Annotated in this window: 24 protein-coding genes and 1 pseudogene; 9 read left to right on the top strand and 16 right to left on the bottom strand. The window is 41.2% G+C overall.

From position 1 onward, the window contains the following. Positions 1 to 19: 19 nt before the first annotated feature. The 4 genes from lplA (ED605_RS13135) to ED605_RS13120 all read right to left on the bottom strand — a co-directional run bounded on the left by lplA (ED605_RS13135) (position 20) and on the right by ED605_RS13120 (position 3186). Entirely contained in the window at positions 20 to 1009 is a 990-nt protein-coding gene (lplA, locus tag ED605_RS13135) for a lipoate--protein ligase (RefSeq protein ID WP_121979342.1), read from the bottom strand. Beyond that, complete coding sequence (lipA, locus tag ED605_RS13130) at positions 1006 to 1878, bottom strand: lipoyl synthase (protein ID WP_191981384.1); 873 nt, start codon at positions 1876 to 1878, stop codon at positions 1006 to 1008. Before lipA ends, lplA (ED605_RS13135) begins: the two co-directional genes overlap by 4 nt. Before the next feature lie 16 nt (positions 1879 to 1894). After that, positions 1895 to 2140 (bottom strand): biotin/lipoyl-containing protein, encoded by a 246-nt coding sequence (locus ED605_RS13125; RefSeq protein WP_121979341.1) that lies wholly within the window; start codon positions 2138 to 2140, stop codon positions 1895 to 1897. Positions 2141 to 2412: 272 nt separating this feature from the next. Further along, positions 2413 to 3186, bottom strand: a complete 774-nt coding sequence (locus tag ED605_RS13120; RefSeq protein ID WP_121979340.1) for a (S)-acetoin forming diacetyl reductase — start codon at positions 3184 to 3186, stop codon at positions 2413 to 2415. Positions 3187 to 3385: 199 nt separating this feature from the next. Here ED605_RS13120 and ED605_RS13115 point away from each other — a divergent pair, with 199 nt between their 5' ends. The 4 genes from ED605_RS13115 to ED605_RS13100 are packed head-to-tail and all read left to right on the top strand — an operon-like array spanning position 3386 to position 6735. Beyond that, positions 3386 to 4279: an ABC transporter ATP-binding protein gene (locus ED605_RS13115; protein ID WP_121979352.1), complete on the top strand. Its 894-nt coding sequence runs from the start codon at positions 3386 to 3388 to the stop codon at positions 4277 to 4279. Next, entirely contained in the window at positions 4276 to 5052 is a 777-nt protein-coding gene (locus ED605_RS13110; RefSeq protein ID WP_121979339.1) for an ABC transporter permease, read from the top strand. The genes ED605_RS13115 and ED605_RS13110 overlap by 4 nt, the downstream gene beginning before the upstream one ends. After that, complete coding sequence (locus ED605_RS13105; RefSeq protein ID WP_121979338.1) at positions 5030 to 6130, top strand: sensor histidine kinase; 1101 nt, start codon at positions 5030 to 5032, stop codon at positions 6128 to 6130. Before ED605_RS13110 ends, ED605_RS13105 begins: the two co-directional genes overlap by 23 nt. Then, a complete protein-coding gene (locus ED605_RS13100) occupies positions 6127 to 6735 on the top strand; it encodes a response regulator transcription factor (protein ID WP_162919811.1) in 609 nt (202 codons plus the stop codon). Before ED605_RS13105 ends, ED605_RS13100 begins: the two co-directional genes overlap by 4 nt. Before the next feature lie 139 nt (positions 6736 to 6874). Here the strand turns inward: ED605_RS13100 and ED605_RS13095 are convergent, their stop codons facing one another. Beyond that, complete coding sequence (locus tag ED605_RS13095; protein WP_121979336.1) at positions 6875 to 8074, bottom strand: MFS transporter; 1200 nt, start codon at positions 8072 to 8074, stop codon at positions 6875 to 6877. A 150-nt stretch (positions 8075 to 8224) separates the two neighbouring features. Between ED605_RS13095 and ED605_RS13090 the strand changes: the two genes are divergently transcribed. The 4 genes from ED605_RS13090 (at position 8225) to ED605_RS13075 (ending at position 11631) form a co-directional block, all read left to right on the top strand. Then, positions 8225 to 8704, top strand: coding sequence for a PH domain-containing protein (locus ED605_RS13090; protein ID WP_225419151.1), 480 nt, complete (start codon positions 8225 to 8227; stop codon positions 8702 to 8704). Beyond that, positions 8694 to 10169, top strand: a complete 1476-nt coding sequence (locus tag ED605_RS13085; protein ID WP_121979335.1) for a PH domain-containing protein — start codon at positions 8694 to 8696, stop codon at positions 10167 to 10169. The genes ED605_RS13090 and ED605_RS13085 overlap by 11 nt, the downstream gene beginning before the upstream one ends. A 122-nt stretch (positions 10170 to 10291) precedes the next feature. Beyond that, positions 10292 to 11137 carry an aldo/keto reductase gene (locus ED605_RS13080; RefSeq protein WP_121979334.1) on the top strand — a complete coding sequence of 282 codons (846 nt, stop codon included), beginning with the start codon at positions 10292 to 10294 and terminating at the stop codon, positions 11135 to 11137. A gap of 176 nt (positions 11138 to 11313) precedes the next feature. Next, positions 11314 to 11631: a glycine cleavage system H family protein gene (locus ED605_RS13075; RefSeq protein ID WP_225419148.1), complete on the top strand. Its 318-nt coding sequence runs from the start codon at positions 11314 to 11316 to the stop codon at positions 11629 to 11631. Between the two features lie 94 nt (positions 11632 to 11725). Here ED605_RS13075 and ED605_RS13070 read toward each other — a convergent pair. Beyond that, a pseudogene (locus ED605_RS13070) lies at positions 11726 to 12273 on the bottom strand (L,D-transpeptidase). 164 nt (positions 12274 to 12437) lie between these two features. Here ED605_RS13070 and lplA (ED605_RS13065) point away from each other — a divergent pair. Then, entirely contained in the window at positions 12438 to 13481 is a 1044-nt protein-coding gene (gene lplA / locus ED605_RS13065; RefSeq protein ID WP_121979332.1) for a lipoate--protein ligase, read from the top strand. A gap of 172 nt (positions 13482 to 13653) precedes the next feature. Here lplA (ED605_RS13065) and ED605_RS13060 read toward each other — a convergent pair whose 3' ends face one another. The 10 genes from ED605_RS13060 to ED605_RS13015 all read right to left on the bottom strand — a co-directional run bounded on the left by ED605_RS13060 (position 13654) and on the right by ED605_RS13015 (position 24091). Continuing rightward, positions 13654 to 14817, bottom strand: a complete 1164-nt coding sequence (locus ED605_RS13060; RefSeq protein ID WP_121979331.1) for a histidine phosphatase family protein — start codon at positions 14815 to 14817, stop codon at positions 13654 to 13656. Positions 14818 to 15056: 239 nt separating this feature from the next. Next, positions 15057 to 16397 (bottom strand): serine hydrolase domain-containing protein, encoded by a 1341-nt coding sequence (locus tag ED605_RS13055; protein ID WP_225419147.1) that lies wholly within the window; start codon positions 16395 to 16397, stop codon positions 15057 to 15059. An 18-nt stretch (positions 16398 to 16415) separates the two neighbouring features. After that, a complete protein-coding gene (dltD, locus tag ED605_RS13050) occupies positions 16416 to 17684 on the bottom strand; it encodes a D-alanyl-lipoteichoic acid biosynthesis protein DltD (protein WP_121979330.1) in 1269 nt (422 codons plus the stop codon). Continuing rightward, positions 17681 to 17917, bottom strand: coding sequence for a D-alanine--poly(phosphoribitol) ligase subunit DltC (gene dltC, locus ED605_RS13045; protein ID WP_121979329.1), 237 nt, complete (start codon positions 17915 to 17917; stop codon positions 17681 to 17683). The genes dltD and dltC overlap by 4 nt, the downstream gene beginning before the upstream one ends. Positions 17918 to 17948: 31 nt before the next feature. Then, positions 17949 to 19166 (bottom strand): D-alanyl-lipoteichoic acid biosynthesis protein DltB, encoded by a 1218-nt coding sequence (gene dltB / locus ED605_RS13040; protein WP_121979328.1) that lies wholly within the window; start codon positions 19164 to 19166, stop codon positions 17949 to 17951. Continuing rightward, positions 19166 to 20689, bottom strand: coding sequence for a D-alanine--poly(phosphoribitol) ligase subunit DltA (gene dltA / locus ED605_RS13035; RefSeq protein WP_121979327.1), 1524 nt, complete (start codon positions 20687 to 20689; stop codon positions 19166 to 19168). Before dltA ends, dltB begins: the two co-directional genes overlap by 1 nt. Before the next feature lie 14 nt (positions 20690 to 20703). Continuing rightward, complete coding sequence (locus ED605_RS13030) at positions 20704 to 20844, bottom strand: teichoic acid D-Ala incorporation-associated protein DltX (RefSeq protein ID WP_370825222.1); 141 nt, start codon at positions 20842 to 20844, stop codon at positions 20704 to 20706. Positions 20845 to 20886: 42 nt separating this feature from the next. Next, positions 20887 to 22002 carry a serine hydrolase domain-containing protein gene (locus tag ED605_RS13025; RefSeq protein ID WP_225419146.1) on the bottom strand — a complete coding sequence of 372 codons (1116 nt, stop codon included), beginning with the start codon at positions 22000 to 22002 and terminating at the stop codon, positions 20887 to 20889. A gap of 408 nt (positions 22003 to 22410) precedes the next feature. After that, a complete protein-coding gene (locus ED605_RS13020) occupies positions 22411 to 23058 on the bottom strand; it encodes a uracil-DNA glycosylase (RefSeq protein ID WP_121979325.1) in 648 nt (215 codons plus the stop codon). 115 nt (positions 23059 to 23173) lie between these two features. Beyond that, positions 23174 to 24091, bottom strand: a complete 918-nt coding sequence (locus ED605_RS13015) for a site-specific integrase (RefSeq protein WP_121979324.1) — start codon at positions 24089 to 24091, stop codon at positions 23174 to 23176. Positions 24092 to 24154 lie beyond the last annotated feature (63 nt).

Raw genomic sequence — 24154 nt, 5'->3', positions numbered from 1 at the left:
TGATGAAACCAGATTTGACTTATTTCGCTGCAAAAATCAGTGTCGTCAGTTCTTCGGCGCTAATGCCCATAATCGGTGTTGCCTGAAGTTGCCGGTTAATAATCTTAAAAATCCTTGTCCGTTCAAATGGGACCCCAATCAGTGCCTGTTCAAACTGACTTGGATTCAACTCACTGAAAAAGTCACCCGATAACCGGACAGCTGTCAATTGATGTCGATTCAACGCATAACTGATTTGAACCAAGCCGCCGCCTTTAAAGTACTGTTTACCAACGTGGGTCAATTCAGCTGATTTCCCGTAGATAAATGTTGGATCTGCAAACCGTTCCCGACTAATTTCGGCAATTCGGATTTCATCCTGATGATTCAACGGCTCGATTTTGTAAGTTCCCAGTGCTAAGACTGCCTGTAAGAGCCGAGTTTTAAACTCAGTGGCAGACCACTGTGGATGCTGTTCCTTTAAATTAATCGTCCGCTGGTGGACCGATGCGATTCGCTTTGCCCGCAACTTTACCGGGTCAGCCCGGAGAACTTCACTCATCACCGCTAAATTAGAATCAAACAACAGGCTGCCATGATGTAATTTATAGCCGGGAGTCAGATATTGGGCACTCCCAGAGACTTTACGGCCGGCAACCACCAAATCGTTTCGACTATCGGTGACTGCTTTAATGCCCAATTGATTTAAGGCAGTTTGAATCAACCTCAGTCCCACCGAGAAATCGATTTCTGACTGGTTGGTTGGATAAATCAGGGTGAATTGACAGCCGCCTTCATCCGTATAAATGGTCCCGCCGCCTGAATAGCGTCTGGAAACGTGAACGCCGTATTCCTTGATTGCTTGTAAATTGAGTTCAGCCGCTGCATCCTGATACTTCCCCAACATCACTGTCGGCGTCGTTGACCATAGTAAAAAGACCGGCTCTTGAAAATGCTTTTCGCTCATTAAATAATATTCCAAAGCAAAGTTATGATAAACGTCCGTTGACGTCACCGGCACATAAATCATTTTCCGTAAACCGCCTCCAGCTCTTCCTTAGCTTTATAGGAGCTTCGAACCAATGGTGAACTAGCCACAAAGCGGAAACCACGCTTCTTAGCTTCACGATAGTAAGTGGCGTAACGCTTCATTGGCACCCATTCTCGCAGCCGATAGTTCTTGGGACCTGGCTGAACATACTGGCCAATTGTCAGGAAGTCTACGTCAATAGCCCGTAAATCATCCATCAACTGGTACACCTCTTCATCCTTTTCACCAAGTCCCAGCATAATCCCGGTTTTAACGAACGTGGTCTTGGGTGCGTGTTCTTTAACATATTTCAACACCTTTAATGAAGTGTCATAGGTTGCCCGATGCCGAACTTTCGGCGTAATTGAGCGAACCGTTTCCATATTGTGGTTAAAGACATCCGGCTTTGCGGCAATCACCTTGTCCAAGCAATCCTCGCGTCCTTGAAAGTCTGGTGTTAAAACTTCGATCGTCGTCTTCGGATTCAATCGTCTGATCTCATTGATTGTTTTCACAAACTGGTTGGCTCCCAAGTCCGGTAAATCATCCCGGTCGACACTGGTGACGACCACATGACTCAAGCCCAGTCGTTTCGTTGCTTCTGCCACCCGGTATGGTTCCATCAGATCAACCGGCTTTGGATGACCATGGGGGATGTCACAGAATCGACAAGCCCGGGTACAGTTCGGCCCTAAAATAATAAACGAAGCCGTCCCGCTGCCAAAGCATTCTCCTAAGTTGGGGCAGTTGGCCTCAGCACAAACCGTATTTAATTTCAAGCCGGATAATAGTTGGTTCATCTGGTCAACTTTTTTCTGATCATACGTTACCTTTAACCATGCCGGTTTTTGTGTCGTCTCTTTTTCCATTATGAACAATCCCCTTTTATTTGTCCGAAACTTCGATTGTGGCAACTAAATCGCCAACCTTGGTTGTGTCACCGGTTGTGACTTTTTGTTCCTTTAAAACCCCATCTTCTTCACTTTCCACTTGGCTAATGACCTTATCTGTTTCGACTTCAAATAGAATATCACCCTGCTTAACAGCTTCCCCCGGTTTTTTAATCCATTCGCCGAAGAAGTACTCGTCCGACTTGGGACTTAACTTTGGCATATGCACTTCTTTTAACATCATGGCCACTCCTTTTTGATTAATTCATTTATTGGCCCCAATATAACATCGTTTATTGATTTGTGAAATAGCGCTTTCAATAAATTAGGGATATCCCTTAAAAGCCCCAAAATGCCAGGGTTTATTAGCCTAATTTTTTATTTAAAGTTGGAATATTTATTTTAAAACTTTTGGCATAAAAATGATTTATCGACAAAAAACGCCAACGCTCATTTTTTATGAACGTCAGCGTCAATTATCAAATGTTTTTAATTTCGGATAAACTTTATTAATTAGTGGAACTGCATCCCGCCATCAACGATGATTGTTTGACCGGTAATGTAATTAGAATCCTTACCAGCTAAGAAGGAAACGGCTGCGGCAACGTCTTCCGGCTCGGATAACCGCTTCAATGCAATATCCTTGGCAAACTGTTGCATGCCCCACTCATCGTCTTTACCGGCATTCTTACCAACTTGGTGTGCAATATCATACATCATTGGTGTCTTAACAATGCCTGGTGCATAAGCATTTGCGGTGATGCCTTCTTCAGCCAAATCACGGGCTAACACTTGGGTAATGCCACGAACGGCGAATTTAGTTCCTGAATAAAGTGCCAGGTTTGGATTACCAACTACCCCAGCTTGTGAGGTGGCGTTAATAATCTTACCGCCATGTCCTAATTTCTTAAAGGCTTTGTGAGCTGCTTGAGCACCCCAGAGCACACCACCAACGTTGACGCCGTAAACCAATCGGAACTGATCCGGCGTAATCGTATCAAGCGGAGTTGTTGGGCCAAGGCCGGCATTATTGACAATCACATCAAAGCCGCCCAATTTGTCAACTGCCTCATCCACAGCTGCAAACATTGAGTCACGATCCGAAACATCAACTTTAATCCCAACGGCTTCGCTGCCGTCTGGTGATAATTTAGCCGCTACTTTGTTGGCATTATCAAGATTTAAATCCGCAACCGCTACTTTAAAACCATCGTCATGCAGGCGAGTAGCAATTGCTTCACCGATTCCTTGACCGCCACCAGTTACAAATGCAACTTTCTTTGCCATAAATAAAGCCTCCAGTTTCATATTTTTGTATCCGTTTACAGTATACTTCCAGCGAAAATGATTCACAATGAAAAGCATTTTAATTTCAGTGATGATGACTTCCATGACATTTGTCATTTTGATTGATGACAAACCTTACTACACGCCACTTCTTAATCGCCTTATACTGGCACTACCAATAAAGAAAGAAGTGACACCAATGCCAACAATCATTCAACTAAAAAACTTATCATTTACCTATCCTCATCAACAGGTCCTTCAAAATCTTAATCTTGAAATCAAGCCCGGAGAAATCTTTGGTTTAGTAGGACCAAACGGTGCCGGTAAGACCACCCTTCTTAACCTAATTCAAGGTGTTTTACCAACGTCACCAGATACAATCAACGTGTTTGATGGCCAACCCGGCAGTCTAACCGCCAAAGAAAAAATCAGCACCATGTTTCAAGATGATCTGCCATTGGAAAAAGTGACAGTTAAAGAATTGATTAACTTATTTGCCGCTCAAGCCAGCCATCCAGCTGATACAGACACAATCATTCACGACCTTGACCTCACTTCAATCGAAAATCAATTGCTCAATCAGTTATCGGGCGGCCAACGCCGAAAAGTGAGTTTTGCAACAGCAATTATCTCAAAACCCCAATTACTGTTTTTAGATGAACCCACGGTCGGCATGGATGCTCAGGCTCGTCAAAATTTCTGGCGCTATATTGAAACCTTGCGCCAACAAAGCGTTACCATTGTGATCACCAGTCATTATCTGGAAGAAATTCAGCAAGTTGCTGATCGAATTGCGATTCTTCAAAACGGCCAATTTCGTTACGTTGGCAGTTGGCAAAATCTTCAAAATCACTATGACACCGGCCAACTCACTTTCCAAACCTTGTTGGCACCAACCATTTTTACCCATTTGGCAGCCGTCACTACCGTTGCCAAAACCGACACTTCAATTAAGCTTAACAGTGACGATACCGATCTGACCCTAAAGGCCCTCTTACCATTTATTGATCAGTTACATGACATCACCGTTACCCGAAAATCACTGGAATCAATCTTTTTAGAGCTTACCAACCAAGGAGGGACTTCAAAATGACCCCACTCATTCGTCAAATCAGTTTTAACATCAAACGCCTTTTTCTACGAAATTTCAGTTATCTATTCTTTACCATTTTAATGCCAATCGGCTTCTATCTCTTATTTACCAAAATTTTGGTTTCCGGCACCCCCGCTCAGCAGCTTATCTTCGCCAAACAATATCTCGGTAGCATGATTGTTTACAGCGTTTTAATCAACGCGATGTTTGGCTTGGGTCAGATCATGCAGGCGGATCGTCAAAAGAAGCTTCTGGCCGCACTTTCACTCACTCCCAAGGGAGCCAAATACTACTACTTGTCAATTGGGATCATCATGTCACTAATCAACATGCTATCAGTTATCCTCATGCAATTAGTAGGAAACTTAACTTGGCAAATCAATCTGTCTTTACCCGAGATTATCAGCGTCATCATCATTGCTTTACTAGGAACGTTACCCGTAATGGGACTTGGTGTCGCCTGCTCATTTGTCAAAACACCGCAACTCACCAGCATTATTTCTAATTTGACCGTTTTCCCGTTAGCCGTTATCAGCGGTCTCTGGTGGCCGCTTACAACGATGCCTCACTGGGTTCAAACAATCGGTAAGGCCACTCCAACCTATCTCACCAGCCATCTAATCAATCTTTCGATCAATCATCATGATCTCCCAATCCATGATATGATGGAAATAGCAATTTGGGCCGTCATTGTCCTTGTTCTGATTTTCGGACTTGTTAAACTGGCTCAAAAGAACGAGGAATTGAAAAATGTTCAAAGGACTTCGGAATAATTTCAAAGATTATTGGCTTTCGTATATTTGGCTGATCTTTTTAGGAGAGATCATTTCAGATAAGTTACCCCCGAAATCGGCTACAGACTGGTTTTGGATTGGCTTAGCGGTTCTGTTCTTAATTGCCTACATTACAACAAGTGTCTCACAAAAATACCAAATGGCCGGTATTGTCGCGCAAGTTACTATCGGGATTATTTTTACGATTTTTGATAATGATTTTTGGATCATGCTTTTTCCAGGTTGGCAAGTATCATCAATTTTTGCCTACGCACCCAAAAAATATTTTCGATGGTTTGCGGCCATTTACTACGCCACTTTTACTGTGATCATAATTAAAACTACCTTGCAGGATCACATCACATTTGATTACTGGTCATTTCTTTTCCCATTGGTAAGTCCAGCGTTTGCTTATGGGATCTCCAGTTCCATTAAGCGAATTCAGGATCTGGCTCATACCAATCAACGATTAAAATCCGTGATTAAACGCAACGAACGAGAACGCATTGCTCGTGACTTACACGATACACTTGGTCAATCGTTTTCGATGATTACCATTAAATCTCAGTTAGCCAAAAAATTACTGACAAAGCAGCCTAAAAAAGTGCCGGCCGAGTTGGATGACATTATTGAAACCAGTCGGCAAAATCTGCAGTTGGTGAGAAACATCGTTAATAATCTACGACAGGAATTATTGGATGAGACAATGCTTAAACAGCAGAAAAATTTGCAGGAAGCCCATATCAACCTCCAAACTGAAGGTGAACAAGCCGCAAACAGTTGGCCGACAACCATTCAAACCAAGCTCACACCGATTATCCAAGAAGCGGTGACCAATATTATTCGCCATAGCCATGCTAATTTAGTCGGAATCACTTTCAGTCAACCAAATCAGGATCTTTACCAAATGACGATTCAAGATAACGGCCGTGGGACCGACTATCAACGTCAGGGCTCGCATGGGGTTTCAGGTATGCAGGAGCGAATTAAGGCTAATGGTGGGCATTTCAGCATTCAAGCCAACAAAATTGGAACTTTGGTTGCTGTCACATTACCAAAGGAGGTGTTAACCAAATGATTACACTATATTTAGCTGAGGATCAAAGCATGTTAAGTTCGGCGCTGGCACAACTTTTAAATCTGGAAGACGATTTAAAGGTTCTCGGTACCAGTGGCGACGGCCAGACGGCTTGGTTGGAAATTAGCCGGCTAAAACCCGACGTTGCAATTTTGGATATTGAAATGCCAAAGGCTACCGGGCTGGACGTCGCTGACGAAATTCTCTCAGCCGGTTTAAAAACCAAAGTGATCATTTTAACAACCTTTGCCCAAAAAGCCTATTTTAAACGGGCATTAAAAGCCAAAGTGAGTGGTTACCTCCTAAAAGACAGTCCAAGCGACGAACTGGTCGCTGCGATTCGCAAAGTGATGCATGGGCAAACTATCTACGATTCGGAACTGGTTCGCAACATGGTCAACGCGGCAGACAATCCCCTTACAGATCAGGAAATGGCCGTTCTAAAGTCAGCAGCCAATGGCGAGACCACCAAAGAAATTGCCGAAAAACTGTTTTTATCGGATGGCACCGTCCGAAATTATTTATCAGCTATTTTCAGCAAGTTGGGCGTTCACCATCGTTTGGAAGCCGTTAACATTGCTAAGCAGAATAAATGGCTGTCATAGTTTTTACCAAAAAACAAATACAGCACTAAAGCCTCCATTCGAATAACGGATGACGGACCTCAGTGCTGTATTTTGTTACAATGTAAAATGATTAAACATGATGGGATTGAGCTATTCCCTAATCATGTAGTTTCTCGTCTTAAAGGGCTATTTTGAAATGATCTCTGACCAGGTAAGTCATCACCCATGACATGACCAAAAAGCCGGCCACAATTACATATGGGATGTGATAGTTCAGATCCAATAAAGCGCCTGACATAATTGGGCCCACGATGTTACCAACACTGGTCAATGACATGTTCACCCCATTGATCAATCCCTGGCCGGTGGCACTAGCCTTGGTCAGTAGTGTGGTAATCGCTGGTCTGATCAGATCGTAAGACGTAAACACAATCAAAGTCGCAATAATCACTTCGAGTTTGGTATGCGCCAGAATGATCCAAACGGTCCCGGCAGCCGCTAAGAAAAAGCAATAGCGGGTTAATCGCTTTTCCGTCAGCCAAGTCACCAGGCGATCAAATAACAATGCCTGAAACATCAGCGACAAGACCCCGTTTAAGGTTAAGACCAGGGCAATATTACCAATTGTGAAACCAAAGACTTCGTTAACATACAAACTGTAAATACTTTCAAAGCCTACCAAACCAAATGATGAAATCAGAATTAATAAGAATAAAATTTTCATTGGACCGCTAAATAATCGCTTGCTCTGTTCCCAGGTGGCTTTGCTTGGCCCCTTGGAAATTGGTGGCACGACATTGTCTTTTGAAATTGATTCGATCTCTTTTTCACTTGGCAACATCGCTTGAAGCGAAATCATACTTAACAGGCATAAAACAGCCGCACTCCAGAAAGGTGTTTTATAATCAATCTTAGCAAGAAAGCCACCAATTCCCGGGCCTAAAATAAGGCCACCACTAAAGGCCGCCGATAGCAGGCCAATGACTCTGGCCCGTTGACGCGGTGTCGTTAGATCCGCAGCCAGGGCATTAGTCGTTGGCACCACCATTGCGGCCGACAACCCACCGATGGTCCGCGAAATATCAAACATCCAGAGCCAGTTGGTTGCTGCAAACAAAATTTCAGATACCATATACAGGCCAAGCCCCCAAACTAAGACGGGCTTTCGGCCAATTCGATCAGAAAGCTGACCCACGATTGGGGAAGCAATTAATTGGGCAAAGGCAAACAGCGAGTTCATAATCCCCATATCAGTGGCTGATAAATGAAGTTCATTTTTAATAAATGGCATGACAGGAAAAATCAAGCTCATCCCGATACACACCAAAAAATTCCCAAATATCAACACAATAATGGCGTTTCTTACTTTTGCTGACAATTAATCATCCCCCTTGTATGAGTCATAAAGCGCATACACAATAGTATAACGCTACTCTTATCGGGCTGTCTACGAAAAAGGGTAGCAACCATGATGGTTATTCTGTACACTACTCATAATGAGAAATCTATAACTGGGAGTGATCTTTTGATAAACAACGGGCACCAATTACCTTCGAAAATTAAAACAGTTTGGCGATTTTCTGCCTTACTAAACTTTGCCACATGGGCCATCATTGCCGGCTGTTGCGCCGCAGCCGTTGTGATTTTTAACTGGCACTGGCTCTTTTGGGTAGCAGTGGGTTTAGGAATCCTTGCCTTCTTCGGTTTAGTGGTTGAACTAATTTTGGTTCCTTACCGTTACGCTTTTTGGCGTTATCACTTAACAAATGACGCTGTTGAGTTACAATCCGGCTATATTTTCAAAAAATTAGTTTCAATTCCCATTGCCCGGGTTCAGGACGTCACTCTTTCAGCCGGCCCGATTCTTCAATCACAAAAGCTGCAGCGGGTGGAAATTACCACTGCGTCAACTTCTCATAGAATTGATGGTCTGACACCGGCCGTTGCCGATCAATTGCGTCAGCAAATTTTACAGCTGGCAGTGGAGGTGAAAGAAAATGATGTCTGAAACACCCAAACAGCATTTAAGCTTATTTTCATTATTTTATTATGCTGCCAAGGGACTGGCCAACTGGGGACTACTGATTTTAGTGTTTATGCCTGCTCAAAATGCTTTAACTGACCTACATTTAAACGTCTTGATGGTTGTGAGTGGCCTGCTTGGGTTAATAATTGGTTGGGGGTTATTAAAATTTTACTTTTTTACTTTTCAAATCTCGGATGAAATGATCACGATTAATTCGGGAATTCTCATCAAACGCCACACTCATATCCCCTACGGTCGTATTCAAACGATCCAACGCAACCAGTGGTTTTTCTTAAAACCCCTGCATTTGGAACAGTTAAAAATTGAGACCGCCGGCCACGATAGTCATCGACCGGAAGTTGTGTTGCCAGTGGTTGCCGAAACCGTTCGCCAGCAAATCGAACAAAAACGGGCAGCAATTAAAAGTCCCCTGACTCAACCACAATCGACCTCGCCATCGGAAACTATCACTCCCGTCTCGGCAACCGCTGCCACCGACCGCCAAAGTTATCGGATCAACACTCATGACTTGAACATCTTTGCGTTAACATCATTTGGTTTCTTGCCCCTTCTTGGTATTTTGTTTGCTATTTATGGTAAACTCCAAGATTATTTGCCACAGCACCTGCTTAATACAGTCACCAACGAACTGGTTTCCCAATCAATTTTAATTATCGCGTTAGTCGTTGGCTTTCTGGTCATGATTGCAATTATCGGCTCTTACCTGTCCTTAATCCAAAAATATTATCAATTCACGTTGACGGCCCAACCCGGTCAGCTCAAAACTTACCGGGGCTTGTTTCAACGGAGTTCAATTACCATTCCGCTTGACCGCATCCAGGCCTTGAAAATTAAGCAAAACGTGTTGCGGCAGTGGGCTAAGTTGGCGACCATTCAAGCCTTGGCTGCCTCCTCAGCCGGTGATGATGACAAGGGAAATGACATGATCATTTTGCCGGTGATTAAAACCCGCGAACTTTTTGATCGGCTTCATCAGTTTGTCACCTGGGTGCCAACCGCACAAATCCAACTTAACCAACTTCCTAAAAGACATCACTACTATTTCATTCGAAATGCCATACTGATCGCGCTAGTCCCAGTAATTGGGTGCCTTTATTTTTTAAAACTTTGGGGATTACTCAGTCTACCTTTATTGATCATCGCTTTCTTTCTCGGGTGGTATGCAGCCAATAATGTTGGCTGGCAGATTCACCAAAAATTATTAATTATGCAAACCGGCTCGTTATTCACCCGCACTGAATTCATCGTTCCCAAAAAGAACGTCCAATCATTTAGCCTTGATCAGTCGATTTGGATGGCTCGTAAATCATTAGCCCATATTCGGGTCAACGTTCGTCACGGTAATCACAATGAACAAATTTCCGTTCGTTACTTACCCCTTAAAGATGCCCAAATGATTTTCGAATGGCTGAAAATCAGAAACTAATTGCTTCAATCACTGATTTTTCCTATAATGAAAATGGTTATATTATTTTCATAGCGTGCCGACTGTGAACGAAAATAAATTCTTGACGACACACTGCCACTATCAAGGAGGGTTAATTTTAAATGAAAGAATTACAGCTTGGCGATAGAACGGTCCCGGCCATTGGGCTTGGTACCTGGCATATGGGTGATTCAAGCGCCACCCGATCAAAAGAAATCAAGGCCATTCAAGCCGGAATCGATGCGGGTGCCGCCGTTATTGACACCGCTGAAATGTACGGTAACGGTCGTAGTGAAAATCTGGTGGGTGAAGCCATTCGCGATTTAAATCGAGAGAAACTTTTCTTAATCGACAAAGTACTACCTTCCAACGCCTCGGCCAGCAGAATGGAACACAGTTTGGATACCAGTCTGAAACTGCTGGGAACTGATTACGTCGATCTTTACCTGTATCACTGGCGGGGTGCCGTTCCTTTGAGTGAAACCGTTGAAACCTTGCAGTTGATGCAGAAAAAGGGAAAGATCAAACGCTGGGGTGTCTCCAACTTTGATCTGCCGGATATGCAGGAATTACTTGACCTTCCGGGTGGCGATCAAGTTGCTGCCAACGAAGATTTGTACAACCTTGGCAGTCGCGGCATCGAATACAGTTTACTACCATGGCAACGAAAGCAGGGGATCCCGTTGATTGCCTATACCCCGGTAGCCGCCGGTGACGAACGTGGGCAACTAATTAACAATCCCGCTGTTAAAGCCGTTGCGGACGCTCATCAGGCAACGCCATGGCAAATTTTGCTGGCATGGGCAATTCGTGACGGCAGTACCTTGGCAATCCCACAATCAGGTGATCCTAAGCACGCTGTTGACAACGTTCACGCTGCTTCAATTACTTTAAGTGAAGATGATTTGGCTAAATTAGATGCCCAGTTCCCAAAGCCAACCAGTAAACAACCATTGGATATCAGATAAATTTTCTACACAATTTAACTAAAAGCCGGGGCAGTCATCGTGCTGCTCCGGTTTTTGATTAATTTCAACTTCCTGAAACAGGTTGGTTGCAAAAAAGCCCGCCCATTCACTACCAAATTTTCACAATAAGAACGATAATAGGAACTAGATATCGTACGCGTGAAAGGATGATAAATATGGCTGGTAAAATTGATGATTCACGTTATTTCTGGAAAGCCCGTGCCAATGACGGCCACTTTAAAATTGGGCTTAACGATGTGGCCCGGGTTGCGTTTGGCGAGATCTCTTCAGTTTCTTTTGCTACCGATAAAAAAGAAATCTACGATGGGGATGACTTTATCACAATTGAAAGCCCCAACACCGTCAGTGATACGACGGTGCTTCATTCCCCGGAAAGCGGTGAAGTCGTTAAATACCACACTGAGCTGCTATACCAACCTCACTTAATTAATAGTTCTGATCGGGAGAAAAACTGGATTGTGGAAGTTTATTAAACTAAAAACTTAATTTGCTACCAACTTTAAATGGCTCGACAGGCATGTCATCATGATCATGTCTGTCGAGCTATTTTTCTATCCGGCTATTTGATTATCGAATCACAACTTTTGTTCCATAAGGAATATTTTTGTACATCCAATAAGCGTCAGCCACCGTCAGTCGAACACATCCATGTGAAGCCGGCGTACCAAGTTTCTCGGCTTCAGAAGCAATATATTGGCCCTTTCGATTAATTGGTACACTGTGGAATAAATAAACACCATGATCCAACCAGGAAACCCAGTAGTTGGCACCCTCACCTGAGGCAGCATTATAGAAAGTCCGACCACGTTCAGCTTGGATGTGATAAGTCCCTTTAGGCGTTGGCGAAGACGGTTTACCCGTGGAACAAATCATTTTGTAGATGACATGACCATTTCCGTGAAGATAAACCCGTTGATTTTTCTGACGTAGATCCAAAGCTTTGAATAATGCGCCAGATTTGGATAGGCTTGACTTTCTGACGGTTTCCGCCAATTAATGGTTAACCCTGTCAGCTTAGTTTTTGCATAAGTCGGCTGCTTTGAATTTGAACTTATCAACACTAACCCAAGAATCACAACGACAAGTGTGGAAAACACCATTAGCAATCGTTTCATAATCAATTTAACCCCCGTTATGTATTAATTGACACATCCTCTACTATAATGCTGATCCCATCCCATTTCAAATTCAGTTAATCGAAAAATAGTCGATTAAACGGCCAGAATGTTATACTGATTGGCGAAAACGGTTACTTAGTTTTTAAAAAGGACGTGATAGGTTGAAATACGTAGATCTTGCCACTGGTGCCCAATACATGGGCTCGCCAACGATGTTTGAAAGTGTTTCCCGTTACCTAATGACTAATCAGCAATTGACCGATACCTTATTTGTCTGGTCACGACCGCTTAATGCTTCCGTTGTCATCGGTGCCAATCAGGACGTTTATTCTGAAGTTAACTTGGAGTATATCAAGCAACATCAGATTCAACTTGCCCGACGAGCTGGTGGTGGCGGTGCCGTCTACGTTGATTCGGGTAACCTGACGTATGCTTTCATCGATACCGATGATGGGACCAACTATATGAATTTCAAGAAATACGCCACGCCCATCATTGGTGTTTTGAAAGAATTGGGTGTTGACGCAGCGCTGACCGGCCGAAACGATTTAACGGTCGATGGCAAAAAATTCTCCGGAATGGCCGCCTTTAAAGTGGGCCAACGCTTTTATTGTGGTGGGACCCTCATGATTGATGTTGATCTAAACACGGCCGATAAATCGTTGAACCCGCCAAAGTCGAAGTTGGCATCCAAAGGCGTTAAGTCAGTTCATAGTCGCGTCACCAACCTTCGCCCCTACTTTAAGTCGCCCTACCAAGATATTTCAATTGATGACATCACCCAGATGATTTTAAAAGCCGTTTTTCAAGTTCAAAGCTTGACCGAAATTCCAACCTACACCATGACCAACCAGGATTGGCACAATGTTGACCAAATTACCGGTCATGACTATCAAGATGAGTCGTGGACCATGGGCAAGCACTATCATGACGATTACTATCACGCTAATCACTATGATGGCATCGGTAACGTTGAAATCAGTTTTTCGGTTAGTGACGGACTGGTTTCACATATCAAAATTTTTGGTGATTTTAATCAAGCAACCGGCCACTTAAGCGAAATTGAAGCCCATCTTACCGGTGTTCCTTTTAAGCGGGCCAACTTAGAGGAAGCCTTCCAAAACAGCCGCTTAGCGGAAAACATTGGCCCGATATCCCCTGCGCAAATGGCCGATCTAATGCTCAATAAAGTTTATCAGGAATAAAAAGATTTGGACAAAAGACTCATAAATGACAATCAACCAAAAGAATCCCATCTCATCAAACTCTTAACACGCTGATGAGACGGGATTTCTATTCTTAGATTTAATATTAAAGCGCGGATGATGTTTCAGATTCGAAGGCTGGCCGCTGGTTCATCATTCGGCCCATCAATCTTTACGGGGCTACTTTGACAGACACTGATTTATCACCAAATACTGTCTGCGTAATCGTCTCAGAATCCATATTTAGCGTTTCTTTTGCCCCGGCCGGCGTTGATTTTAGCTTGAACGATTTGAAATGTTTCACTTTGTTCAAGGCTGCTTTGGTCAGTTTGAATTTAAACTTTCCTGCTGCCTTGGCTTGGGCTGTTTGGATTGGTGATCCCTTTTGATCTAAAATCGTTAACAATGCCTTGGGAGAAGTCTTTCCAGTCAACTGGTTCTTTTTCAAACTGTAATGACCAACAACCAGTCGATTAGCCGGTAATTTTTGTAATTTAGCGCCCTTGTTAATCGTATAGAGAAGCGTTTCACTACTAACATACTTTGGAAAATAGAATTTACCGTGCTTATAGGTCACTTTCATAACAGCTTCATTCCCCCAATTTACAAACTGATTGACGGTGTAATTAGTTTGAGCAGATAACCACTCCGGAATTGACATTCCTGAACTCACAACCAGCACATTACCGCCCTTAGCCGCAGCTTTTTTGGCAATGGTTGTTAATTCCGTATTCATTCTCGAAATCACTTGATTAGCAGATTCAGCTTTTAAATTAGCTGGCAGCGTCGGATCGCTATATTTGCCGCCATCAACTGATTCTGCATCATGATAAGCATCTTGGAGTACCGGCCAGAAGTCCTTACCAAGCGCCTGCTGTGCTTTAGCAAAGTCCTGTGGTCCCGAGTAGGTTCCCGCAGGTCGTAGTAGTGGCATCGTGATCTTATTAACCTCATCGTACTTTTGCCCCTCAAAACTACCATAACCACCTTCCCGCAAGTTAGGTGTCCATTTAACAGCCACTCGACCGTTCCCAGAAGAAGTCAGTGCGTAATGAGCTGTTTTGAAAGTTCGCATATTATCAGCTGAGTACGCCGCTTTGAAATGGATTCCATAAAGGCCATATCCCAATTGATGAGCTACTTGAATTCCCGTGTCCGTCAACGGGCTATCAGCCCAACCCTGGCCTCGCCCGTTAATGTTAAACATTGTTTGTCCGTGTCGGGTTAAGTATACGTTAACCGGCTTTTCGGCGGCCAAGACCGACTGTTGATGAATCGAACCCCAGAAGAACGCTCCGGATAAAATTGCTGTCGCCAGAATAATTGATTTTTTCATTTGGTTATATCCCCCTACTCCTTATAGTCAATTCCAACCCCTAATGGCTAACAGAAGTTTTCCGTCACCTGCTAAACCGTTTTAATTATATCATTTTATGATACCGCTTTCATTAAAAACAATATTCCACTCTTACAAATTCATTTCAGTCAAATGAGCTGCCACAAAATTAGCATCTGGGCACACAAAAACCAGATGGTGAAGTAGTCCATCTGGCTCTTTTCACAAAGTCATTAAGTTTAGTAATACGTTGCGATTTCATACATTTTTTCAACAAACTTCTTTGCACCCAAATTTAGAGGTGGTTGGTTTTCAAAAACAATGGCTAAATGATAATTATCAGTGGTTGCCAAATAGCCTGAATGAAACCCTTGACCGTCAAATGAGCCGTTACTGTATGCCACTCCTTTCTTGGAAACATACATGCCACCCGAATAAACGCTGCCATAGCTCAATAATTCTTGATATTGTTGGGCTGTCAGAATCGTTCCATCCTGCAGCCCTAAAATCAACTTATAGTAATCGCTAGGTGTTGTTAAGAGATTACCTGCTCCAGGAATTGAGGAAAGTCTTGGCAACGAAACAGATTGCGGATTAGTATAATCTTTTAAACCATCTCGAAAATAGCTAATGGCAATCGAATTAGCATCCACCTTCTGAGCATTCACAATTTCTGTACTGTTCATCCCCAACCTATTGATAATCCGATCCTGCAAGTTCTTTGTATAGCTTTGACCAGTGACTTTAGCGATAATGCCGGCCAAAAGAACATAGTTAGCATCACTATATAGATAACCTTGCTTTCCTGTTGAGTTTAGCCGTTTAACTATATCTGCATAAGCTTGTTTTTCAGTCATTGCACGATCTGGAGTAATATCTTCATTATCAATTCCCGATGTCATTGAAAGCAATTGACCAATTGTAATATTCTGACTTCCTTTAATTTGAGGATAGTAACGATTTAAACTAGTTGTTGCAGAAAGGTCCCCATTTTCGATCAGTTGTTGAATAATCGCGCCAGTCATAACTTTTTGTAAGGAAGCTAATGGATATAACACAGCTCCACCACTACTGTTCGCGATCTTTTTAGCAGCATTGGCAAAGCCGTTGCTAACGACTGCTATATTACGACTCCCAGCTGAAGCAATTAACGCGCTTCCACTCACATCGTATTGTTTCATCATTTGACTAGCGATCTGAGAAACCGTGACCGGTTTAAGTCCACTAATATTCATCCATCCAATATAGCGATTAAAATACCTTAGCTTTGCGTAGATCCCCGTTTTGGTTATTTTTGTCTGCATCACCCGAACATAGTCACCTACATAACGTTTTCCATTACTGATGCCAGTTTGGGTACTTGAGCTGGTATTATATGGCCCAGATTTATAAATTGGATAAGGATCGCCAGATTTAGTGTGCTTAACAATTTGAGCATCATACCGTTGACTACTAACTTTTAAGACGGGATTATAACCGTTCATCATACCGCGAATTGCCCATGATCCCGCCAATAGCAATCCGCTTAAAAATAATAAAAATGCCCTCAATTTCTTAGTTGTTTTACTCCAATTCATCATTAAATCACCATCTCGATTCTATTTTTCGAAATTGGAGTCAGTTTGCTGCCACGATTTAGAATAGAATTTTTTATTAATTTTATAGTGGGGTGAAGGCACCTTCTTAGTTAAAAACGGTTCAATCTTTCGATCCATTTTCAACCATCCCCGCCAGCCCGGGTGAATCGTATCTGTCATAAAATAATTAACTTTTCCATCGTTGCTTAAATCATCAATGTGATTAAAGCCCTGAGATCGCAGTTGATATTTAATTTTATGATTGAATTTCTTCAACATTCCAAAGGATAGCCCCGTGTACTTTTCCCATTTTTGATTAACAGGTGGAATAATAAACAAAACGTTAGTCCGTTCATTAGCAAATTGGTTTAGCACCAACTGAAAATCGCCATACTCAGGCGACTTTAAATAGCTCAAGCCAACTTGAAAATCCTGTAATCGTTTAAAGTGATGCTTTAAGCGATATCTCCAAAAATGATCATTAATTTGATAATCATTAGAAGCCGTCTTTTGCCGTCCAATTTTGCCAGCCAAATCATTTAAATATTGAAAGTGATATTTTGCAGGCAACTTAGCAGCATTTTTCTCGATTTTTTTCTCATTGGCCGCTGGAATTCTAAATCTGGCATATATTTGATCCTCATTTAATAGAATTCGGTGACGCCAATTAATATAATTCATTTGAAAAGCTGTTGGTTTAAGCCCAGTGGCAATTCTTGACAAGGTATCTGCGATGATTTTGTCCGAATGACCTGCTGGCATTTGCAATAATCGATGAGCAGCAAATCGAGTCATCTTAGAATCCTTCTCTGATCGAATCCAACTAGTCGTTTCGAGTGGCGAATCATAAAAGGAGAAAGCGTTAGGATTCTCTCCCTTAGGAACAAACCACTGAGGTGAAATAAAGAAAACTGCCTTTTGAAGATGTAATTGATGATGCATCAGTTGCATTCCAAAAAAATGCGTCAGCGATTGAGTACCTCGTGTCCCCAAAAGAAAGGGTCGGTAAGATCGGTGATATTTTTCTGCCAAAACAGCTGGGTGAAAGGGATCAAAACGTGACCATTCTGATGAGCCAAAGAAAGGAACATACTCGTCATTTAATGCTGCCTGTTTAATCAATCTTTCTTTCAATACTGACGGTGATAAAGAAACCGCTGCATCTTTTTGAGAGGTAGGACTAACATAGCCAAACTTTATCCAAACTGGCGAGGCAAAAGTAATTAATACCAGCAACCCTGCACAGAATACCGGACCGAAGATTTCAAAAAGTCGCTTTTTGATTCTCATTGCATTTTTTGAACCTTTTCAATAATTTTGGCTGGTGTATCCCAATCCGATCGATTAAATTCTGAAATTGGTGCGTTCACTCCCAGCTGATCCTGTAAATCCAATAAAAGCTGAACCGTTCCCATTGAATCCAGTAATGCACTATCGTAAAGATTCTCATCCAATTTACTTGAGAAATCTTCACCTGTTAAATCGTTTAAAATCGAAAGTACTTTTTCTTTTGTATTATTCATCATTGTCAACCCCTAGATAAGTTATTTATTGTTAAAACTGTTTCCCCTTAAAAAACAGTGTATCAAGAAACCCCGAAAAGATTAGAAATGTAAAGCACACAAAGTTAAATGTGATAAAGATTGCAATTAATTCCGTAACCTTGTTATGAGGAATTTTAGCTTGGTGTTTTTTCTTATAACGCAACCAGGCATCGTTAGTAACTAGCGCACAGCCATGGAGAAACCCGTACAAAATATAATACCAGGTTTCGCCATGCCAGAATCCCATGACTAACATATTGATGATGTAACACACGTTGGCTGTCACAATTCGACTTTTAAAAACGCGATGTTTCATCAAGAAAAACACTAATCTCATAAAGATATAGTCTCTGAACCAAAAAGAAAGCGTCATGTGCCAGCGATTCCAAAACTCTTTAATATTTTTTGATTTAAATGGGTAATTAAAGTTCATCGGCGTCTTAATTCCCATGAAGCAACTAATCCCAACTGCAAATAAGCTGTAACCAGCAAAATCAAAAAATAGATCCATGCTGTAAACATACATATATCCAATAACGTACCAGGAGAAGCCGTGAGCCATTAAGGCATCAAATTGAATTTTTGGAAGTAAGACTGTCCCAAAAATATATGCCAAAATAAACTTATAAAGAAATCCCATGAAGATATACCAGACCCCTTTTTGAACCAGGTCTAAATAGTCTTCTTGGGTAGGCACCTTTTGATAGTCATTAATAAATCGTCGATATCGATCAATCGGACCCGACGAGATGGTTGGAAAAAACAATAAAAATTGGGCAAACAAAATCGGATGGTAGTCTTTAATAATGCCATCTCTAGTTTCCATAATAGTTTGGACAACCTTGAAGGTTAGGTAGGAAATGCCGAGAAAACCGATAATCGACTGTTTTCCAGATTGAACAGCCGGCGTAATCTTAACAACTATTAATGGCGCAATTGCTAAAACAACTGCTAAAACAAACACCCAACCTTTATTTGAAGATTCTCTACGCTGTCGATAATATGAATATCCAAATACCAGCAGTACTTGATAAACTACATAAGCAACCAGCGCAATTCCAGTCTGCCAATTTGGCCCACCAAACGTTAATACTAGGAAAAAGAGAGAAATCAAGGTTTGGTAACCCTTGAACCGATGGCCATAAAATAATCCCACCATTAATGGCAGTAACGCAGCGATTAACCAGATAAAGTAGGTCGGATCTCCATAGGGTATATACCATTTCATTATGAATTAGCCTCTTGAATCATTGACTTAATGTCTACTTTGCCATTTTGACTCAGCGGGAGTGATTCCCGATAGACAATCTTCTGAGGAATCATATATGACATCATTAGTTCCTTCAAATCCCCTTTAATTGCCGACGTCAGATCCAATTCACTCTGGAATTCATTCTTGTAAGGAACAATATAAGCAATCAACATTGCTGCTTGATGTTGAGCATTATATTTGGGGACAACAACACTTTGTTTAACATATTTTTCTTTGTCAACCAAGACGGCAATGTCTTCCAGCTCTACTCGAAATCCGTTTATTTTTACTTGAAAGTCTTTTCGACCAAAGTATTGAATCAGGCCATCTTGGCGAATTGTTGCCACGTCGCCGGTTCGATAAGCTGATTGACCATTTAATACAGAAAAAACTCGGTTTGTTTTTTCTGTATTATTGATGTAACCCTTTGAAACACCCGTGCCATAAATTTCAAGTTCTCCTTGGCGACCATCACAAATAGCATTCCCAGCATCATCAATAATTCTTGCATGCATGCCGTCTTTTACATATCCAATCGGTAGTCGATCAAATTTTTCAATTATATCATCAGTAATTTCAATTTTGGTCATCGCAACCGTAGCCTCAGTTGGCCCGTAAGTATTAAAAATTTTGGCCTGTGGAAACCGTTTCTTCAGCATGCGAGCCGTTCTAACCGGTAACTCTTCTCCGCAAAAAATGAAGTTCATTAATTGGGGATGACTTGAAGCATTGAAGGCTGGTTCCAGCAAACAAATATTAACAAATGAAGGCGTTGAAACCCACACGTTAATAGGCAATGACGAGAGTGTTTTAAAAAGCGTTGAAAAATCATCTGTCATTTCCTTTGATAAGACCTGCAATGTGCCGCCTTTAAACAAAGTGGGATATAGGCTCATAACTGATAAATCAAATGAATAAGCCGGTTGCTGAAGCATCTGCAAATTAGTTGGTAAATCGAAATCATCACCAACCATCCAATTTACAAAACTCATTAGATTACGACAGCTGATTTCAACCCCTTTCGGAACACCCGTCGTACCAGAAGTGAAGATAATATAAAACGTTTGATCTCCATCGACCGGGTGATTAACCTGATAAGCTTCTTTCCTTGAAAAGATAATTCCAAGTTCAGCTTTACTGATGATTGGCATTCTTTTAAAGGTAACCGGTAAATCTTCAACTGCAATAATTGCAACTGGTTTTGCAATCATCTCGATTAACATTAATCTTTCATCAGGTGAATCAACATCAACCGGAATATAAGAATGACCAGACTTAATAATGCCAATAAAAGTTGCTAACATTTCAAAACTTTTGCTGCCAAATACCATAATCGGACGATTTTCAGGTAACTTCATATCGTCAATATATTTTGCCAAAGCATCTGAATAATTTTTCAGTTCAGAATAAGTGTTTGTTTGATCACGATAATGATAAGCAACTTGGTCTCCTTTACTTTCAGCATAGGAATCAATGACACTGATTAAATTATTTGACATGCTAACTCACCTCATTAAAAGTCATTGTAAATAAATTTTGCTTGATTAATGCCGCTGTAATCGTACAAGTAAAAAAGAATCATCATAATTGCAAAGTAAAACAGCGTCTTCAAAATAAACCTTGCAATAGGTTCTTTTAATAACGTCATTTTCATAACTATTGCCACCTCTTTTTTCTAAAAAGTGCATTTTATCAGTTATTTTAAGGGCTTCACTCGATTAGTCATCACTTTATCGAACAACGTGATTGCCAAATCTTGAATTGAAACGGCTGGTCGATAATCATTGCTAAGAAGAACGACGCCCGTTTTTCCATTGCGAGAAATCAAAATTGACGCTTCATATCCATAACCAACGCCATGTGACCGAATACCATTTGATTGGTTATAAACACCGCCACCGTAAGTCGATGGGTTACCGGGCTTATGCAATCTCTTAACATTCGCCGATGAAATTATCTTTCCTCGAAGTAATGCATGTTCAACTTTAAATAAATCAAAAGCAGACATATAAACCTGCCCTGTGCCAAGCTCATTGTTCATCGCTGACAACGATTCTTGAAATGGTTTTTGATAGTTAGGGGTGACTTGAGAAGAACTCAAGTAACAATATCCCATCGTTTTATTAGCTGTTAGTGGCTGATTTTGAACAAACCCACTATTCTTTAATTTCAGAGGTTTAATTAACGTTTTATCAAAATACTGATGATACGATGTTCTCATCAGTCGAGAAATAATTCCAGCCAGTAAGACATAGTTAACAGGCTGATAACGCCACTGCCCATACATTCTTTCATGACTCAATAAATGATTGGTTGCATACCTAACGACTTTTCTTTCACTTAGTTGTTTGTTTGAGCCAGCCCCGTTCATTGATAATCCCGAATTCATATCAAGCACATTTCGAATACGAATATGATTTGAATTCGGAATATGAGGATAAAAACGCGATAAAGGTGTCTTTAAAGACAACCTTTTTTCTTGAATTAGCTTCATAATGCAAGCCGCAGTCAAAGACTTTTGAATTGATAAAATCTGAAATTGCGAAGTGGTTTTATTTTTAATATGCTGATCGTAATTAGCGTATCCAAAGGCTTTTCGATACAAGAATCGATCATTTTTTACAATTAACGCCGAACCGACAAAATGATTTTTTTTCAAATAGATCGTAACCGTTCTAATATCCGAAGCATCAGTCAGTTTCCTTTTTGGTTGAAAGCCACGCTTCTCGTTATTCCGGTGACCACTATTAGAATGTGTCGTTTTCTTTGGTGCTACCGGTGAATTCTCATTTAAATGTCTATTAAAAATCAACGCTCCACCAACACAAAAGAATATAAGGAGTAACACTATGCAAATTAGTCGGTGACTTTGTCTCATACTCTGAACACCTCGCTTCTTTAGACAAGTTACCTAAAAAATAATTAGATCTTTTTGCATAATTCCAAGGTTACTACATCAACTCTTACAAACAAGTAAGACTTGTTTTACATGCGGTTTACATCCCTTGAGCCTCAAGTATTAAAAGATTTGAGATTCTTAGTAAGTTTCCGGTTAGTTTTCGTTTAAGTTTCCGATTTAAATTTCTGCCTAAAAGAAAAAGACAATCGATCAGGCCCAAAAAACAGGCCCAACTAATTGTCTTTTTACATTACTTAACGCTACATTTATTCATTCTAGCAAAGCAACTTTGCAGCAAGTTCTCTAAACTTGTCTGGTTATCTAAACCTCATCCTTATTCTTCATTTGCTCCAACAGCTTTTTTAAATGTCTCGAATCTTCATCGACTACAGTTTGCATACTCTTAAACCGCTTTGAATATGATGGATGATAAAGTGGGAAAATTTTTCGCGGCTTATCAGTCCATTTAAATGCCTGATCTGATTCATCAAAGTATTGGATGGGACGTTCAATCAACTGACCATGTAGTTCACCAACTTTGGCTTGATTCCCCAATAATCTCTGAAGACTGGCATTGCCCATTGGAATCATCAACAGATTCCTAAAGTAGGTCATTTCATAATCAAACATAGGCGCCCATTGCTTAACTTCAGTATTATTAGGCCGTCTATCACGCTTTCGACCGGTTTTGCCAATTGAAAATGGTCGTGCACTGACAACCCCAGTAATGTAGATATCCTCACGAGTCAAGCCAAGTGAGGCTAACCAACGATCCAGCTCTTTTCCAGCAGGTCCTTGAAAGGGATGGCCTAACTTGACCTCTTTATCACCAGGAGCTTCGCCGAGCAATAAAACTTTGGGATGATAGCCGCCTTCTCCAGCAACAAAGCCTTCCAAGCGTGGATTTTCTGCTGATTTCTGCTTCCCCCATTCGATCCATTCCGGTGTTAAAACAGTATGTAAACGCATAACCTTAATCCCTCTTTCACGTTTTGATTTCTAGAGATAATTATACGCTACTTGATCGTGCAATCGTGCAAAATTAAAAAGGCGCCGATTTTTTTAGGCGCTCACTGTCTTTTTCTTAAATTAAACTTGCCAAATGTTTCATGACCTTGTCATTATCCTGGTTCTCTAACTCTTGAATGATATGCAGGTAAGTTTGCTGCGTCGTATTCATGTTGGAATGGCCCAACCTACGGGCAACAGAAGCAATACTCACTCCTGCATATAGCAATAGTGATGCATGCGTATGCCTAAGCCCGTGAACTGAAATAATCGGGATACCCGATCTTCGACAAACCTTTTCCAAATAATGGTTGACTGTGTCATTATAAACTTTTGATTTTACAAAAATCGGCTTATCTTCAGGTAATCCTTTAGCCAATTGAGAAAACTGGATCACTGTTTGCCAGTCTAATTGAATTTTTCTCATGGATGAGAAATTTTTAGTTGGCGCGAATCCGGCTTGTTTTGATTTATAGTCCCAAGTTTTATTGATATTTAACGTTTGTCTGGCAAAATCAAAATCATTCGGTGTAACTGCCAGCGCTTCAGCAAAGCGCAAGCCAGTCTTGGTAATCAACAAAATAAAATAATCCCAATTAACCCCTTCATCCAGCACCAAATCATCCAGCATTAATTGAACCTCATGCTGATTCAAAAATTTAGTTTTATGCGGTCCAGGCTTCTTGCCCTTAATAATTGCTTTACGAGTTGGATCCCGTTCAATAATATTTTCCTCTAAGGCATCAATTAATGAGCTTTTAATATGCCGATGAAAATCCATCACCGTTTGCCTTTCATGAGTTTCTGCGTAATCATTCAGTAGTTTTTGATAAGTTAATCTTGATAATTCAGACATTTTTAAATCCGGTGCTAATAAAACAATTTGTCGATATGACATCTCGTACTTGCGATAAGTGACTTCTCTAACAGCATCTTTCTTATACAAATTCATCCAGTCTTGAAAGTATCGGTGCAATTTAATATCGCTGGCCATAATATACTCCTCCAAAAATAAAATTGAGGACACTTCCACCACAGAAGTCCCCTCAGTCATATT

Origin of the sequence: Lentilactobacillus raoultii (assembly GCF_900411375.1) — a bacterium.
Lineage (GTDB): Bacteria > Bacillota > Bacilli > Lactobacillales > Lactobacillaceae > Lentilactobacillus > Lentilactobacillus raoultii.
This window is presented reverse-complemented; position numbering and strand designations above follow the sequence as displayed.